At 69.5% G+C, this 15827-nt stretch carries 12 protein-coding genes and 1 pseudogene; 7 read left to right on the plus strand and 6 right to left on the minus strand.

Annotation, left to right across the window (positions count from 1 at the left end):
• Window positions 1-650 precede the first annotated feature (650 nt).
• Window positions 651-1898 (plus strand): neprosin family prolyl endopeptidase, encoded by a 1248-nt coding sequence (locus WMF22_RS46580; RefSeq protein ID WP_437296270.1) that lies wholly within the window; start codon window positions 651-653, stop codon window positions 1896-1898.
• Between the two features lie 837 nt (window positions 1899-2735).
• Here the strand turns inward: WMF22_RS46580 and WMF22_RS46585 are convergent.
• Window positions 2736-2999 (minus strand): hypothetical protein, encoded by a 264-nt coding sequence (locus tag WMF22_RS46585; RefSeq protein ID WP_437296271.1) that lies wholly within the window; start codon window positions 2997-2999, stop codon window positions 2736-2738.
• A 656-nt stretch (window positions 3000-3655) separates the two neighbouring features.
• Between WMF22_RS46585 and WMF22_RS46590 the strand changes: the two genes are divergently transcribed.
• Both WMF22_RS46590 and WMF22_RS46595 read left to right on the plus strand, forming a co-directional pair.
• Complete coding sequence (locus WMF22_RS46590) at window positions 3656-5059, plus strand: serine/threonine-protein kinase (RefSeq protein ID WP_438033937.1); 1404 nt, start codon at window positions 3656-3658, stop codon at window positions 5057-5059.
• A 388-nt stretch (window positions 5060-5447) separates the two neighbouring features.
• Entirely contained in the window at window positions 5448-7379 is a 1932-nt protein-coding gene (locus WMF22_RS46595) for a transketolase (protein WP_438037336.1), read from the plus strand.
• A gap of 494 nt (window positions 7380-7873) precedes the next feature.
• Here the strand turns inward: WMF22_RS46595 and WMF22_RS46600 are convergent, their stop codons facing one another.
• Complete coding sequence (locus WMF22_RS46600; protein ID WP_437296273.1) at window positions 7874-8335, minus strand: hypothetical protein; 462 nt, start codon at window positions 8333-8335, stop codon at window positions 7874-7876.
• Window positions 8336-8537: 202 nt separating this feature from the next.
• Window positions 8538-9542, minus strand: a complete 1005-nt coding sequence (locus WMF22_RS46605) for a metallophosphoesterase family protein (RefSeq protein ID WP_438033938.1) — start codon at window positions 9540-9542, stop codon at window positions 8538-8540.
• Between WMF22_RS46605 and WMF22_RS46610 the strand changes: the two genes are divergently transcribed.
• From WMF22_RS46610 to WMF22_RS46620, 3 genes are all read left to right on the plus strand, one after another.
• Window positions 9517-12018: a DUF2169 family type VI secretion system accessory protein gene (locus tag WMF22_RS46610; RefSeq protein ID WP_438033939.1), complete on the plus strand. Its 2502-nt coding sequence runs from the start codon at window positions 9517-9519 to the stop codon at window positions 12016-12018. The genes WMF22_RS46605 and WMF22_RS46610 overlap by 26 nt on opposite strands.
• A 267-nt stretch (window positions 12019-12285) precedes the next feature.
• Window positions 12286-12993 carry a hypothetical protein gene (locus WMF22_RS46615; RefSeq protein WP_438033940.1) on the plus strand — a complete coding sequence of 236 codons (708 nt, stop codon included), beginning with the start codon at window positions 12286-12288 and terminating at the stop codon, window positions 12991-12993.
• Window positions 12994-13144: 151 nt separating this feature from the next.
• Window positions 13145-13468, plus strand: a complete 324-nt coding sequence (locus WMF22_RS46620; protein WP_438033941.1) for a hypothetical protein — start codon at window positions 13145-13147, stop codon at window positions 13466-13468.
• A gap of 57 nt (window positions 13469-13525) precedes the next feature.
• On the opposite strand, the pseudogene WMF22_RS46625 reads toward WMF22_RS46620, so the two are convergent.
• A pseudogene (locus tag WMF22_RS46625) lies at window positions 13526-13675 on the minus strand (type VI secretion protein); the annotation flags it as partial.
• A 42-nt stretch (window positions 13676-13717) separates the two neighbouring features.
• On the opposite strand from WMF22_RS46625, the gene WMF22_RS46630 reads away from it, so the two are divergent.
• Window positions 13718-14668, plus strand: a complete 951-nt coding sequence (locus tag WMF22_RS46630; protein ID WP_438033942.1) for a hypothetical protein — start codon at window positions 13718-13720, stop codon at window positions 14666-14668.
• Window positions 14669-14729: 61 nt separating this feature from the next.
• Here WMF22_RS46630 and WMF22_RS46635 read toward each other — a convergent pair whose 3' ends face one another.
• Together WMF22_RS46635 and WMF22_RS46640 are read right to left on the minus strand one after the other, a co-directional pair.
• Window positions 14730-15131, minus strand: a complete 402-nt coding sequence (locus WMF22_RS46635) for a DUF4150 domain-containing protein (protein ID WP_437296279.1) — start codon at window positions 15129-15131, stop codon at window positions 14730-14732.
• Window positions 15132-15160: 29 nt separating this feature from the next.
• The gene (locus WMF22_RS46640; RefSeq protein WP_438033943.1) at window positions 15161-15802 is read right to left on the minus strand and encodes a DUF3540 domain-containing protein; all 642 of its coding nucleotides are present in this window, start codon (window positions 15800-15802) and stop codon (window positions 15161-15163) included.
• Window positions 15803-15827: the final 25 nt, after the last annotated feature.

The raw sequence follows: 15827 nt of genomic DNA on the forward strand, positions 1-15827 counted from the left end.
CCGTGGCCCGCCCTCCGCCCCAGGATTCGAGACGACATCGTCTCTGACGTATAGGGGTGGGGTACGCCGTCGATCAGCATCACTGGGGCTTCTCCGCGAGCAGGTCGCGCTCGATCTCCGCCATCCTCCCGCGCAGTTCGCGCTCGAAGGACCCGAAGTCGTCAATCGGCGGCTGGCGCTCCTCGTCCAACTCCTTGAGACGGTCGAGCGCTCATTCTTTTTCTTCGCGCATCTGCGTCAGGCGCGGCCGCACAGCCGGTTTTCCTGCCACACAAGACCAATTTCGCCAGCGGCGACATTTTCTCAGGCATCCGGGATTTCTGCCGCAGGGCGCGCCTCCAGGACTCCAAAAATACAAAAAACGACATAAAATCCAAAAACTTCGCGTCGATGCTTGACTGAGAAACTCAATTGCATACTATCCGCCGAAGTGACCTGGCTCACTCGGGCGACGAATACGCATCGATCTACAGGAGCGATGTAATGGCGAGAGGGGAATTAGTGTGAGAATAAGCCGAATTGCGACCAGTGGTCTTATGATAGGCGCCGTCCTGCTGCAGGCTTGTTTCGGAGCCGATCCGAGCCAGGAGTCAGAGGCAGACATACCGGAGCAGACCGCTGTACAGCGCGTCACGTCGGATCTCTGAGCGATGCGTCGCTCCGAGGTGGACGGCTGGAACGCCCAGCGGGCCCGAGGATGGAACATCGTTGGTACCGTTCAGATGCCCAGCGGCCAGATTATCGAGTTCGTCGAGTACGCGAGTCTCTATCCGGACGCGGTTAACGTTATTCCACCGCCGCAACCTCAGCAGACGCCGACCCCGAGCCAGGATCGGCGTCGAGGGGCCGAAGATAAAGTGAGCGCCGAGGAGACGGCACCGATGCACAACGCTCGTCGGGCGCGCACCGAGTACGAGGAGCTTGGGATCCAGGCCCCCGAAGGGACCGTGCCCATGCCGCGGCCAACGTTCGACGGCTACGTCGAGGGCAACCATTCGGCAGAGAATTTGGACAGCTATATCAAGAACCACATTGCGACGCCGCTGCCGAGCTACGACGGAAACAAGAAGCTCTACGCGAACAAGCAAGACTTGCGCACTCACGTGTCCAACGCTGCAGACGTGAGCACCTGGGACTATGCCAACGTCGGAAGCACGGAGATGAGCCTGATGCAGGGCGCCTCCTTGTGCTCAGGAGCGAGCCCGTCGACCACCATGGAAGCGGTTGAGGTCGGCTTCATGGAGCAGAGCCCGCTCTATAGCAATTCTTCCATCCATCTATTTCTCTACTTTCGCACGGCCGGTGGGGCGCAGGGTGCTCGCATCGGTGGCTACGACGAGCTCCAGGCGGGCTTCAAGCGCGAACCTGCGGCGACAATCTTCCCGGGCGCGGTGATGTCCTCGAGCACGATGAGCGTGGTCAATGGAACGCACTACTCCTGCCCCGTCGAGATCCAGTTGTTTCAAAACCGCTGGTGGGTCCACGCTTGCGGCCAATGGATGGGTTACTACCCGACACAGAACTCGGTCGCGGACGCCGCCGGTGAGCGCATCACCTTCGACCTGATCGCCAGCGGAGCGTGCCGTGCCGACTGGTACGGCGAGTACTGGCATCCCGGCGTCAACACCGGAAGTCCGCCGACCCCCTGGGCCAATGGTGATGTCGGCAGTGGTCAGCATGGCAACAGCTCGGGTCAGGCTGCCTGGATCTATAATCCGCGCATCGGCATAACGACTCCGAGCAACACCTTCGCATTCAACGGCGGCAACGCTCCGGGTGGGGCCTTTTCAGGGTACGATCCTGACTGCTATAGCCTTTCCAACATGCTGCTAGACGTCAACAACATCACGTTCTTCCGTCTTGGAGGCCCGGGCGGAGATGGAAGTGGCTGTAACTAACAGGACAGCGCTGGCGTCCTCCGCGGTGCTGCTGGCATTGTTGGCGGTACTGGCGTGCTCACGCGTGAGCGCAGACGCGGATGGGCCGGCGGTCCAGCTTGCCGAAGCGCGTCAAGCGGACGGCGCCGAGGCTGAGGTGAGCTGCGCGACCGACGGCGACTGTGCGTCGGGATTCTGTGATCGGGCTCGGTGCGCGGCGAAATTTGATCCGCGGCACTACGGTTGGGAGTGTGATGAGTCTTCGCTTCCAGCCGACAATCCCATCCGGGCGTCGAAGCTGCGCGTCTGCGGCGCGTACGTTTGTCGAGAGGGTCGTTGCCGATCGTGCTTGAGCAATGCGGATTGCTCCGGGGGCGGGGTTTGCCAGAGGTCCCACGACCCCGCCACGCCAGGCTGGTTTTGCGGCGCTCCGTAAAGGCCAGAGCACCGACGATGATGCAGCCCCGGGGTCAAGGGCTTTAGCGCTCTCTTTCCGCGGCTGGCCGGCTTCGGCTCGGCCGCGCTAGCGCTCGGCGTCGTCGGTGCAGGTCGTTTCGGCATGGACGTCTCCCTTCGCCCTGGTGGGCGTCGTTACGGTTGGGCTGGAGCGTCGCGTCGAGTCCGCAGGAGCGAGCTGTGGCTCAATCGATCGACGATCCGCATTCACAGGCCGGCAGTCGCCTTGGTGGCATGGATGCACGCTGGAATCCGAAGCGGGATCGTGGAGGCGCAATCTATCAAACGGCGTGTTCGACCCAGAGGCGGAGCGCCCTCGGTGCTCTCGCGCTCATCCACGTAGCCCTCTTTCACGCTCCTGGCGTGGCGCGCTCGTGGCGCATGTCCCCCGTGTGGGGGAAGTCAGTTCATCGAGGCCCTCCTTGAGGTCGAGGTCGGCCTCGATGGAGCCGCTTCCGCGGCGGCGTCGAGTCCCTTGTCGATTGATCGCTGCCGGCGGCGCGCTTTGACCGTGGCTCGCTTCATGGCCTGTGCCTGCTGCTGGACCGACTGCGCCTGCAGGCGCATGCCCTTGGCCGAGGCAGCCGCTGCGCTCTGCGCGTCGTAGAGCGTGCCGTCGCGCCACATGGCCCACAGCACCCCCGAAAGCCGCCGCGCCAGCGCCACGACCGCGATGTGTCGACCCCGGCGTTCGGCAATGGCATCTGCCCATTACTCGGCGCTCCTCATGCCTGCGCTCGCGGCCGCATGGCCGGTCAACAAGGACGTCATCCTCTCTTATGCGGATCGCTGGGTGCGTGGCCGCTGCCGCCGGTAGCGGCACGGGATCATCCGCGTCCAGCGGCGGCTCCAGCACATCGAACAGCGCAGGTGGAGAAGGTGATGAAGGCGGCGGGTGCACCTGCGGAATGGCCGGTCGAACCGCCCCGACGGGTGCTCCGGCGGCATGGATGGCCGTCTGGGCGGCGGCCCTTCCTCGCGTCATCCGGCGCCGCCGCATGATTTCCCGCACGGCCGGGCGAACCGGCTGGCGAACGCGCTCACGATGACGTTCTGACCGGGGCGATGGCGCCGTATGGCGCTGATTCACCACCCTTGCGCACCTCATGGTGGATCCGGAGACTCCTGAGCGAGGCGCTTCCGTCGTTCCTGATTCCTGCCTCGCCCGCCCGGTGGTACCGTGGCTGACATGCCCCGGTCTCGGCGTCCAGGAGCGTTGTCGCATCACCGCGTCAACGAGCCTGGGCACGGCGACGGCACGGAGGGTACTGCTCGTGTGGCAAGCATCGGCTTCCGGTGGACGATCTGACGCCAATGTCCCGATGGCGGACAGCGCGCGTGCCATTGCGGCGCGCTCTGACCGCTCCGGCGACGCCGCTCCCGCTTCTTCCGCGGCCGGGCGGGGCGACGTAGCCCAGGACCCGCGGCGCAACCAGCTCGTCGCCGGGCGGTACAAGCTCTCGCGGCTTGTCGGACGCGGCGCCATGGGCGAGGTGTGGCTCGCGCACGACAGGGCCCTGCGGATCGACGTCGCGCTCAAGCTCCTCACGGTCCGGCGCGAGAGCCAGGCCGGCACCGCGCTGGAGCGCTTCCGGTTCGAGGCCCAGGTCGCGGCGCAGCTGGCGCAGAAGACGGACCACGTCGTCGCCGTGCACGACGTCGGCAACGACCCTGCAGCGGGCCCGTACCTCGTCATGGGCTACGTTCGAGGTCGGTCCCTGAGGCAGCTCATGCAGGAGCGGGGGCCGATGTCCCCGGCGGAGCTCGCCCCGCTCCTCGGCCAGATCGGAGAGGCCCTCTCCGTCGCGCACGGCCTCGGCATCGTGCACCGCGACATCAAGCCGACGAACGTGCTGCTCGAGGAGGAGCGCAGCGGTGAGGTGCGCGCCAAGGTCGCGGATTTCGGCATCGCCAAGTGGATCCGAAAGGAGCTGCCCGCCGACTTTCCCCGCCGGACCCTCGGCGGCGTGGTGCTGGGCACGCCGGCGTACCTGAGCCCTGAGCACGCCTGCGATGGGGACACCAACCCGCACTCGGACATGTGGGCGCTCGCGGTCGTCTCCTACGAGGCGCTCACGGGCCGGCTGCCCTTTCCGGGCCACACCATGAGCGATGTGCTCGCCTCGATCCTGGCCAGCGCGCAGCCGCCGCGGCCGGCGCTGTACCCGGACGCGCCGCCGGCGCTCTCGGCCTGGTTCGCGCGGGCGTTCGCCCTGAACCCGACGGAGCGATTCCCCTCGATCGAGGCCATGGTCGCCGCCTACGAGGCCGCCGTCGGCCTTCCGGGTGCGCCGGCGCGCGCCGAGCGGGCCGAGCCCGCGCGCCGGGGCAAGCTGGGCCTCGCGGCCGGCCTCGTCGTGGCGCTCGGCGTCGTGCTGTCGACCGGCGCCCTGTGGGCGCAGGCCCAGGTCCCCTCCGCGCTGCGGGCGTCGAGCCTCGACGCGCGCGCCGCGTCCGTGGTCCGCGCCGTGCAGGCGCGCATCGCGGCCCAGGCGAGCCCACCCCGAGCAGCGCGATCGGGTGACGCCGCGGCGCTGGATGCCGCTGTCCCCGCGCCCGACGAGGCCGCTGACCCCGCGGCCGCGCCGCGCCCCCTCACCGCGCAGGCCGGGCGCCCGGTCGACCCGCGCCCGGCGCCGCGGAGCGCTCGCATCCTCCGTGGTGACCGCGCGACCGGCGCGCGAAGCGTCCCCACCGAACGCGAGCTGCTCAGGACGCGTCACTGAGCGGTCGTTGCCGACCAGCGTGTGAGTGAAATCGGCGGGTCAACCAGCGTGTGAGTGAAATCGGCGGTTCGGCGCTCGCCTCAGGCCGCTCGATGATCGCGCCATGCGGGCAGGCTTGGCTGTCATCGTCGTGGCCCGACACAAGCTTTGTGCGCGGTGGCGCCCTGCTTGCATCAAGACGGCGGCGTCAGGTGCAGCCATGGCGCAAGAAGCCCCCAAGCCGGCCGAGAAGCGACGGCCAAAGCATGTACGCAGCCCCCTGAAAGACGTTGCGCCGAGCCGCCCCAGGGGCCTGCCCGCGCAGGAGGATCGAGAGCAAGCGCCGAAGGCCGAGAAGGACCGCTCGCCCGCGCCGTCCGGCGAGCGGTCGACCCAGGCGCCCCACGGGGTGCCTCCGCGTGGGCACGAACCGCGCGGCGGGCGCGACCGGACCGAGGGGCAACACCGAAGCAGCGCCGAGCAGGCTCAGGGCCAGCGTGAGCTAGCTCAGCAGCTTCGCGTCGACAGCCTCCGTTGCTCGACCAAGGCCGGCTCCGGACACCCGACCTCCAGCCTGTCGGCGGCCGATCTCATGGCGGTGCTCCTCCGCGACCACCTCCGCTGGGACCTGAGCCATCCGGAGAACCCGAACAACGATCACCTGATCTTCTCGAAGGGCCACGCCTCCCCGCTGCTCTACGCGATGCTCAAGGCGGCGGGCGTCCTCTCCGACGCGGAGCTCCTGTCGTACCGGCGCTTCGGGAGCCCGCTGCAAGGGCACCCGGTGCCGACGCTCCCCTGGGTCGACGTGGCGACCGGCTCCCTCGGTCAGGGGCTCCCCATGGGCGTCGGGATCGCGCTCTCCGGGAAGTACCTCGAGAAGGCTCCTTACCGTGTCTGGGTGTTGCTCGGCGACAGCGAGATGTCCGAGGGATCCATCTGGGAGGCGTTCGACCACGCGCGCCACACGAAGCTCGGCAACCTCATTGCCATCCTCGACATGAACCGCCTCGGGCAACGCGGACAGACGCCCCTCGGCTGGGACTCCGCGGCCTACGCGGCGCGCGCCCGCGCGTTCGGCTGGCGTGCCCTGGAGATCGACGGCCACGATCCAGCCGCCATCTCCGGCGCCTACGCCGAAGCGCTCGGCGTCTCGGACGCGCCCGCGCTGATCGTCGCGCGCACGGTGAAGGGAAAGGGCGTGTCCCTCGTCGAGGACAAGGACGGCTGGCACGGAAAGGCGCTCGACGAGGCGCAGTGCGCGAAGGCGATCGAGGAGCTGGGGGGCATGCGCGACATCGTCATCGAGCCGGAGGCGCCTGCGCCGGGTGAGCCTGCTCCGCGGCCCACCGCCGGGCCGCTGAGGCTCCCCACCTACGAGCGCTCCACGGCCGTCGCGACGCGGAAAGCCTACGGCGACGCGCTCGAGGCGCTCGGCGCTGCGCGCGCGGATGTCGTCGCCGTGGACGCCGAGGTCAGCAACTCGACCTTTGCCGAGGAGTTCGCGAAGGCTCATCCAGACCGCTATTTCGAGATGTTCATCAGCGAACAGCAGATGGTGGCCGCCGCCGTCGGGCTGAGCGTCCGGCGCTGGTCGCCCTTCGCGTCGACGTTCGCGGCTTTCCTCACGCGCGCCCACGATTTCCTCCGGATGGCCGCTGTGTCGAGGGCCGATATCCGCGTGTGCGGCTCGCACGCGGGCGTATCCATCGGCGAGGACGGCCCGTCGCAGATGGGGCTCGAGGATCTGGCCATGATGCGCGCCGTCCACGGGAGCACCGTGCTCTATCCGTGCTGCGCCAATCAGGCCGCTCGGCTGGTGGCCGCCATGGCCGACCAGAAGGGCATCGTCTATCTCCGAACGACGCGCGAGAAGACGCCCATCCTGTACGATGCGACCGAAGCGTTCCCCATCGGCGGGAGCAAGGTGCTGCGCCAGACACCCCACGATCGCGTGACGATCATCGCCGCCGGCATCACCGTCCACGAGGCGTTGAAGGCCCACGCAGAGCTCGAGGCGAGCGGGCTCTCCGCTCGAGTCCTCGACGCGTATGGCATCAAGCCGATCGACGCCGCCGGCATCCGCGCCGCGGTGCAGGCCACGGCGGGAAACGTCGTCGTCGTCGAGGATCACTGGCCCGAGGGCGGCCTGGGCGACGCCGTGCTCGAGGCCCTGGCCGGCGAAGAGCCCGTCGTCGCGCGCGTCGTCCATCTCGCCGTGAGGGAGATGCCCGGCTCGGGCACCCCGGCCGAACTCCTGCGCGCGGCGGGGTTGGACGCTTCCTCCATCGCTGGCGCGGCGAAGCGGCTCCTCTCCGGCGAAGCGCGCCTCGCGCGATAGTCCTGGCCTCGCGCGAGGCGAGCGCAAGCGCTGCGGATCGGGCGAGCTGGCGAAAGGGCTCGCGCGCTTGAGGGCGGACCTCGCGTCGGGGGAGTGGGATCGCAAGTACGGGGAGCTGCGGCGCCTGGAGTCGCTCGACCTCGGCCATCGCGTGCTGGTCGCCGAGCTGTCGTGACGCGCCGCCCGGACGAAGCGCGGTGCCGACGCGGCGGCGTCGCACTCGCACAAAAGAAAAAAAGAGCGCCCGTCCGACGGTGTGGGGGGGGAAACCGTCCCTCAGGCGCTCCGGTCACCGAGCTATGCAGGAGCTGGGCCAGGAATCTCCTGACGTGGGTCCGTGAATTTACGTAGGCGCCGTACGGGTGAGGCTTTCGTTTTTGGTATGACGGATTTCGTTGGTGAAGCGCAGGGGCGGCATCTTCCGCGGGCGGTGGCACGGTGGCGCACGCCCGAGCGCCAGGCGAACCACCTGGGCAGCCGGGCGAGCGCTGCGCCTAGGCAGGGCGGTGGGGTGTGCCGGCGATGGCTCCGACGCGGCGCGTCTTCGCAACGCGCCTCGCCTGCTGCCGGATGTGCTCCACGGCCTTCTCGAAGAAGGGCTCGGGGGAAGCCTTGCTGACGGTGATCTGCTCTCCGCCGATGAGGACGACGAGGAGGCCCCTGTCGGTCCTGCCCACCGCGAAGAAGTCGACGGTGAACGGCAGCTCTTCCTCGACGGTGAGGGACAGCTGGCACTTCAGGACCTCGCCGACGCCGGGCTGATTCTCGACGACGAACCGCTGCAAGAGCCCGTTGGCGTGGGCGTCTCCGGCGATCCGGTTGAGGGCCCACTTGTCCCTTGGCCAGGCCATGTGGTCACGGAGCTCGTATATCCACTGCAAGAGCTCCTCGGCGACCTGGCCGATCGCCGCCTTGGAGGCCTCATAGGATACTTTGATCTGCTCGTATTTCGTCATCGGGGCTCCATCGCTCTCCGGCGCGCGCCCTCGAGGCTACCAGATCGCCGCGCCCCGCCGCACGCGGATCGGGCGCCTCGGCCTCGCCGACGCAGCGGGATTCGTCGGCGCAGCGCGCGGCGCGCGGCGTCGCGGGCGGCCTCGAGGCGCTCGCGCTCCCTGGTCTCCTCGCGCCGCGGCCGGCGGGACCGGCCGGGCTCGCTCAGGCGTATTGTTGCAGCAGCGCGCCGCGCATGGGGTTATCGCAGGCCTTCACCGCCGCGCGGAGCGCGTCCCTGTCGACCGGCACCCTGTGCAGGCTGACGTTCACCGCGCCGCCTTGCGCCTCCACGGTCGCGTACTCGGCGTGGTGCAGCAGCGTCGGCGGCCCGCCGTTCGCGTACTCCTTGAAGGGGAGCCCGACGCTCCCCGGATTCACGAGGAGCGTGCCGCGGTGCTGGCGGAGCATCTGGAGGTGCGTGTGCCCCCCGGCCATCACCGTCGCAGCGTGGCCCGCGAGCCGGCGATCGAGCTCCTCCGGCGGGGTGTTCGCGAGGAGGTCCTCCATGTGAGACCGGGGCGAGCCGTGGAACACGAGGAGCGTCGAGTGAGCGTCGAGCGGGATCTCGAGGCGCGCCTGGAACGTGCGCAGGAAGGCGAGCTCGTCTCTCGACAGCCGATCACGGCACCAGTCCACCGCGTCGACGACGATGGGGGCCTCGGTGTAGGTGCGGATCAGCTGCGGATCCAGCATGAACTCGTCGTGGTTCCCGAGGATGCACGGGCACCCGAGCTCTTGCAGCATGTCCAGGATGGCCGAGGGCCGCGGTCCAAGCGTCGCGACGTCGCCCAGGCAGATCACCTGATCGACGCCCGTCGCCCGGATGCTGGCCAGCACGGCCCTGAGCGCCACCTCATTGCCGTGGATGTCGGATATCAGCGCGATCCGCATGGCAAGACCCCCTTCAGCGGCCATCGAGACGTTGGAGCGGCTCTCGGCGCCTCGCGGCGTCCGATCGGCGGACTCGTGACGATAGACCATGTCCGCCGGCGCCTCCAGCCCTTCGCGCCCGGCCGGCACGAGCGACGCGCGAGGTAGCGCGGTGGCGCGACGGCTGGGGGTGATGGACACGCGCGTCACAGCCGCGAAGTCTCCCCAGTCTCCCTGCACGCGCCGGGCCACGAGCGGGTAGGATCGGCGCGTGCGCGCGCTCTGGCCGGTGGACATCGTCGCCTTGAATCCCGTGTCGTGCGGCTCGGTCCTGTGGCGCATCGGCGGCGTGCTGCGCGTCACGATCCTCGTGAAGGCGACGTTCGCCTTCGGCGCGGGCGACGGCGCGGATCTCGTGGCGCCCGAGCCCGTCGAGCGCGAGGACCGCTTTCACGACGACGACCCCTCGCGGAGCCTGCGCTCCGCGAGCGACACCGCGCCGTACCTCCCCGGCGCCGGCGTCGTGCTCACCGGGCACGCGCATGCTTCGGACGCCACCGGGCCGGTGATCGGCCTCTCGGCGAGGCTCGCGCTCTTCCGCGGTGGGCCGCTGCTCGACAAGACGATCCACGTCTTCGGGGACCCCACGCCCGGCAGCATCGCGCCCACGCCGTTCCAGAGGATGCCGCTCGTGTACGAGCGCGCGGCGGGCGGACCCAGCCATCCTTGGAACCCGGTCGGTGTCTCCGAGGCCGGCGAGGGCGCGCTGGATCCAGCGATGGGCCCAAGGCGAGCGCGCCCGAACCTGGTCAATCCTGCGAGCTCCCACCGGCCCGCGTGTTTCGGGCCGATCGCGCCTCACTGGCCCTTGCGAAAGCGGCTCTTCAACGGCTTCGAGCCGGGCGCCACGCGGCGTTCAGCGCAGCTCGGCTCGCCCGGCGCGGACCCCGCCGCCGCGGGGCGCGCGGAGGTGCTCGACCTCCCGGCGGACTTCGACTTTCGCGCCTTCAACCCGGCGCCGTTCGATCAGCAGATCCCCTTTCTGCAAGGCGATGAGTCGATCATCCTGGAGAACCTGAGCGCGGGGAGAGCATTCATCTGGCCGCGCCTCCCCTCGGCGCGCGCTCGTGTGCGCCGCTACCGCATCGACGCCGAGCGGGCGGGCGGATCGCAGGAGATCCCGCTGGTGGCCGACACGCTCGTCATCGACGGTGATCGCCAGATCGCCTCGCTGGTGTGGCGGGGCAACTTCGCGACGGAGAGCGAGGAGGCGCTCCAGGGCATCCGCCTGTTCGCGGGTGTCGAGACGCTCAAAGAGAGCATTCCGTGGCCGGAGCACGGCGCGTCGCTCCCTGGGGACCCTGCGGCGACGCACCGGAGCTCGGCGCCGGCGGTGCTGCTTGCGAAACCGATCGTCGCGCCCGCCGGGCTGGTGGAGACAGGCCCGCTCTCGAAGAGGAAGATGGAGATGCCGGTGCTCCCCTTTCGTGATTCGCCTGCCGCGCCGCAGCCTCCTGCCGATCTCGCCGTGAGCGGAGGCATCACGGGACCGCTGGGCCAGAGGATGCCGATCCCCGAGGACAGGCTCGCGGAGGTCGGGGCAGAGCGGGCGCAGTTCCCGGTGGCAGCGCCGGGGACGAGCGCGTCGGGCGGGGAGGACCCCATCCCGGGCGCGCCGTGGAGCCCGATGGCCGCGCCTCGGCCCGTCAGCCCTGCTGGCGCCGGGGGCTCGCAGCCCGGGCGCACGCTGGTCGACTCGGGAGATCCTGCGAGCGGTGTCGTGGAATCGGCGCCGCCGCCGGAGCCGGATGCCGAGGCGGCTCCGGCGGAGGCGTCATCCGGGGCGACGCTCGTGGCGCGAGAGCCATCGGGGCAGGAGGCGGCCTATCTGGCGGTGGAGGCGGCACCGCCGGAGAAGGTGAGTCCGCAGCTCGAGATGGCGCCGCCGGCGCTGGTCGAGGTGGCGCTGCCTGAGAGGGTGCCGCCGCCGGAGAGGAGGAGTCGGCCGCCCGAGGAGGAGTCGCCGGCAGCCGTATCGCCGCCTGTGACGAGCGAGCCGCTCACCGGCTTGGAGGCGCGAAAGCGGGCCGAGGCGAGGCTCGCCGAAGGCGGCGATTTCGATGGAGACGACCTGTCGGGCGGTGACCTGTCGGGGCTCGACTTCAGCGGGCGCTCGCTCGCGCGGTGCGCGCTCCGCGGCGCGAGGCTCCGTGGTGCCCGCCTCGCGGGGGCCAGCCTCGTCGAGGCGACGCTCGACGAGGCCGACCTCCGCGGCGCGGATCTGTCTCGCGCCGATCTCACGAACGCGCGCGCCGACCGCGCGGAGCTCGTCGAGGCTTCGCTCGAGGAGGCGGACCTCCGAGGCGCCTCGCTGCGCGGGGCGAACCTGGAGCGAGCGCGGCTCGGTCGTGCCCGCGGCGACGGCGCGACCCTCTCCGCGGCGAACCTGGCAGGCGCCGACCTGGAGGATGCGCGCTTCGTGGGCGCGTCGTTCGCCGGCGCCAACCTGCGTGACGCGAAGGCCGATCGCGCCGATTTCATGTCCGCGCGGCTCGACCGCGCCGACCTCGGCGCAGCCTCCTTCTGCAAGGCCCGCCTCGTCGCCGCGGTGCTGGCGCACGCGAAGCTCGATCTGACCGATCTCCGCGGCGCCAACCTGGAGCGTGCCAATCTGCATGGGGCCTCGCGGAGGCGGGCGAAGATCGCGGGCGCCAACATGAAGGAGATCGACGAGACGGCGCCGGTGAGGCCGGAAGATCCCGAAGGCTCGTGAGCGATCGCGGGCCAGGCTACGATCACGGCGATGCGAAGGCCGCCGGCGTCGCGGTCGAGAGCCAGATCGGCGATCCGTCGTTTGATCCAGGGCGTGCGTTCCGATGATCGGATACCCGGCGCTGCCGCGATATGCACGAGGTGCGCTGTGGTAAGCTCTGGATGAAAGCCCGCGCCCATGAGATGCCTTCGCTGTCAAGCCGCCCTCGACCTCTCCAAGCCCCGATGTCCCGCCTGCGGTGCGCCGGTCGACGCCGATGGTGACGGCGTGCCCGACGTTCTCGCGAAGATGATCGAAGACAAGGCGCGCGAGATCGTCGCGATGGAGAGGCGGCGCGAGGAGGAAGCCGTGCGCGAGGCGGCCCGCGCCCAGGCCGAGAAGGCGGCGGCCGAGCAGCGGATCGCCGATGAATCACGCCTCGCGCGCCTTCGCGACAGGCACCACGCGAGCCTCGGGACAGTTCCCACGATATGGTACGCGAGTCGCCCCGTGCTTGTCCTGTTCGCCCTCCTCGCCGCGCTGATCGGCGGGTTCATGTTCCCCGCGTGCGTGGAGCCCATGATCGGCCGCTCGATCATGGCTGCGAGCGTCTTCTGTCCGAGCGTATGCCGGGGGTGCCGCGGCCCGGGGCGAGTCTTCACATGGCACGAGTCGGGCACCTGGGCCGAGGCGGAGGTGTCGGTAGAGCTCTGTCACAACCGCGCTGTCGACATCGACCGCCTCACGTCGAGCGACGTGTCCCGTCGCGAGGACCAGGATCTCGCGCCCTACCGCCTCACCCGCTGGGCGAGCGTGCCGGTGGACGTCGGTCTCGTGCTCCTCGTCTTGCTCCTCGCTGGGCCCTTCATCGCTGCCGCCCTGCGCACGCGCGAGATCCAGCGCAAGCGCTCCGCGTGGGAAGCCGAGATCGACGCGCTCGAGCGCAAGCTCGGCCTTGGCGGTCCGCGGAGGCCAGGGGACTCTCCGTATCGATGAGCGTGGCGGGCGCTGCGGGACAGGCGCTTGGCCGAGGGAGGCCGGAGAAGCGTCTCGCGCGGTGATCTGGAGGCGTCGTCTTTCGGCAGATCACCAGGATCGGTCACGAGCCGAAGTGCTAGGCTCGTCCGGATCAAGGGGACCCATCGCGATGAAGACCTCTCGTCAGTGCCCGAAGTGCCAGTCCAGAAAGCTCTGGGTCGTGGAGAGAGTGGAGCAGCCCGACTGCGAATACGCGAAGACGAATCCGTTGCACGTGACGTCCAAGTATGTCCTCACCGGCACTACGGAGGTCGTGGGTGCGGTGGCCGCGCTCGTCAAGGCGGGCACCTTCGAGACCTGGATCTGCGCGCTCTGCGGCTTCACCGAGTGGTACGCGCGCGACGCGAACGAGGCCCTCGCCAAGCTCGCGTCGCAACCGGGATCCAGGGTTCACTACCTCGACGGGGGTGCGGTCGGCACGCCGTACCGCTGACCGTGGCGGCTGGGTGACGGCGCGACGCGCACCGTCACCTCCCCTGGTGCAACGTGCTCACGGCGCCAGGACGAGCACGTTGGTCGCGCTGGGCACGATCTTGGCGCCGGGCGCGTTGGTGCTGTTCTGGAGCGTCATGCTGGTGAGCCGCGCGAGGGGCATCCCCCCGACGACCACGGTGAACGCGGCCGTCACGGTGCGCACCGGCGCGGCGGGGCGTGGTACGATCGCCTTGCAAGGAGCCATGAGATGACCGGTGATCCCGAGTCCGCGCTCGCGCATCAGTTCCGCGAGCTCGCGGGCGCGCCCAAAGAGACCGAGTGGCCCGTCGACTTCCACTTCAGCATCGGCGGCTACCCCATCCGCGTGACGTACTCGGTACAAGACTTCATCCGGCTGAGGTCGCCGTACGCGCCCCGCGCGCAGCGGCCTGTGGACGGCGCCCAGGTGACCTATCGCGAGCCCGCCGGCGCGCCGCTCTCTGCCGTCCGACCAATGAGCATCGAGCTGCGGCCCGAGACGTCCGAGCACCGCGCTGCCAAGGTCGCCCTCGTCTCGACCGAGGTCCAGACGGGCGATTCGCCGTTCGATCACGAGGTCTATATCCACTCGCCGAGCGATCCTCTCATCGTCCAGCGGGTGCTCGGCTCACCCGAGCTGCGCGCGAGCGTCCGCGAGCTGCTGGCTGAGGGGTTCTCGAGCATCGATATCGACGACGAACGAGGCGAGATCTGCGCGCATCTCCAGGCGTTCACGGACAGGCACTGCAGCCCCGGCTGCGCCGCGCGCATGCTCGATGCATTTGCCACGATTGCCCGCAACGTCCCTCATGTGGCGCGATCGTCCGCGCTGCGGCCGGCGGACACCGGGCGCACGCTGCTCCTCGTCGGCGGCGTTCTCTGCGCTGTTCTTCTCTTGCTCGGCGCGCCCGTTTATTTCCTCGCAGCCGGAGATCGATGCGACTTCGAGAACAACGGCGGCGCGAGCGTGCTGCTGTCGTGGGATGGGTGCTTCACGCCGGTTCCTCTGGGCCTCGCAGCGGGGCTCCCCGTCGGGCTCGCGCTTGCAGCCGCCGTGTCGAGCCGCATCCGGGGCCGGTCGGACTCCCACGAGCGCGCGTCATCCGCCTATGCGATTTTGGTGATCCTCGCCGCCCAGCTCGCGATCGCCCTGTCCGCCGCCGTGCTGTGGGCCACGTAGCCAGCCGGGTGCCCGCGCGCGCAGCTCGCCTTCCGAGGCCCACATCGCGCGGCCGGCATGCTCACGGAGCCAGGACGAGCACGTTGGTGACGCTGGGTACGATCTTGGCGCCTGGCGCATTGGTGTTGTTCTGGATGGTCATGCTGGTGAGCCGCGCCAGCGGCATCCCCCCGACCACCACGGTGAACGCCCCGGTCACCGTGCGTGCAGGGCCCATCACGGTGCCAGACGCGACGCCGGTCGCCAGGCCGGCGTTATCGCCGTTCGTGAGGACAGGCATCGTGGCCATGTTGTGCGCAGGCGTGCACGTCATGAGGACGTTCGGCACGAATCCCACGTTGGTGGGCTCGAGGGCGATGTTCGGATAAGGCACCGGGACCGGAGCCGGCGCAGGTGGGGCCGGCGTGAGGCACACGTCGGGAAACGCCAGGCACATGCCGCCAGCGCTCGTCTTCGCCAACATATCGGGTTCTCCTCTCTTCGGCGCAGCGATCAGCCGAGGTGGATCTGCTCGCCGTCGACCTTGGCGAGGACACGGGCCGAGATGATCGCATTCTCTCCGCGAAGGCCGAGCAGGTCCTGGGCGCGCAAATCGATGGTGCCTGCGCGCGTCTGATCGATCTCCTCGACGAAGCGGAACACGCGTTTGACGCGTTGTGTTAGTCTTGTGAGCGCCGTGTCGGCCTCCTGCGCTATCAGCGCGATCTTCGTCACTTCGGCTTGCACCAGCCTGCCGAAGAACCCGAGCTCATCGATCGCCACAGAGCCCTTTCTGGCGCGCACCTGCACCTCGGCGCCGGTCACGGCGACCTCGCGCGCGCCCGCGATGTCGACGCGCTCCGAGGCGCAGATCACGACACGTCCCCCCCGGGCTTGCACCACCAGATCGCCGTCGGTCGCGAGCTTCGTCGGCGCGCCGTCGCGGCCATCGAGCACGGCCAGCACATGGACCCCATCCGGCTCGATGGCGCAAAGCACCTTGTCCCCGACGTCGGGCGCGACGAGGCAGCTCTTCGCGCGCCGCGCCTCGCAGCTCCCCGACGAGAGCCGCACCGCGAACGCCGCGCCGGTCCGCTCGACGCGCCCCGTCTCCATGTAAGTTTCTGCGCTGGCCAGCTTCTTCGCTGCTGTCATGATCTGTCGACCTCTCGCTTCCTCG

The sequence above is a fragment of the Sorangium sp. So ce204 genome, from assembly GCF_051526795.1.
GTDB lineage: Bacteria > Myxococcota_A > Polyangia > Polyangiales > Polyangiaceae > Sorangium > Sorangium cellulosum_B.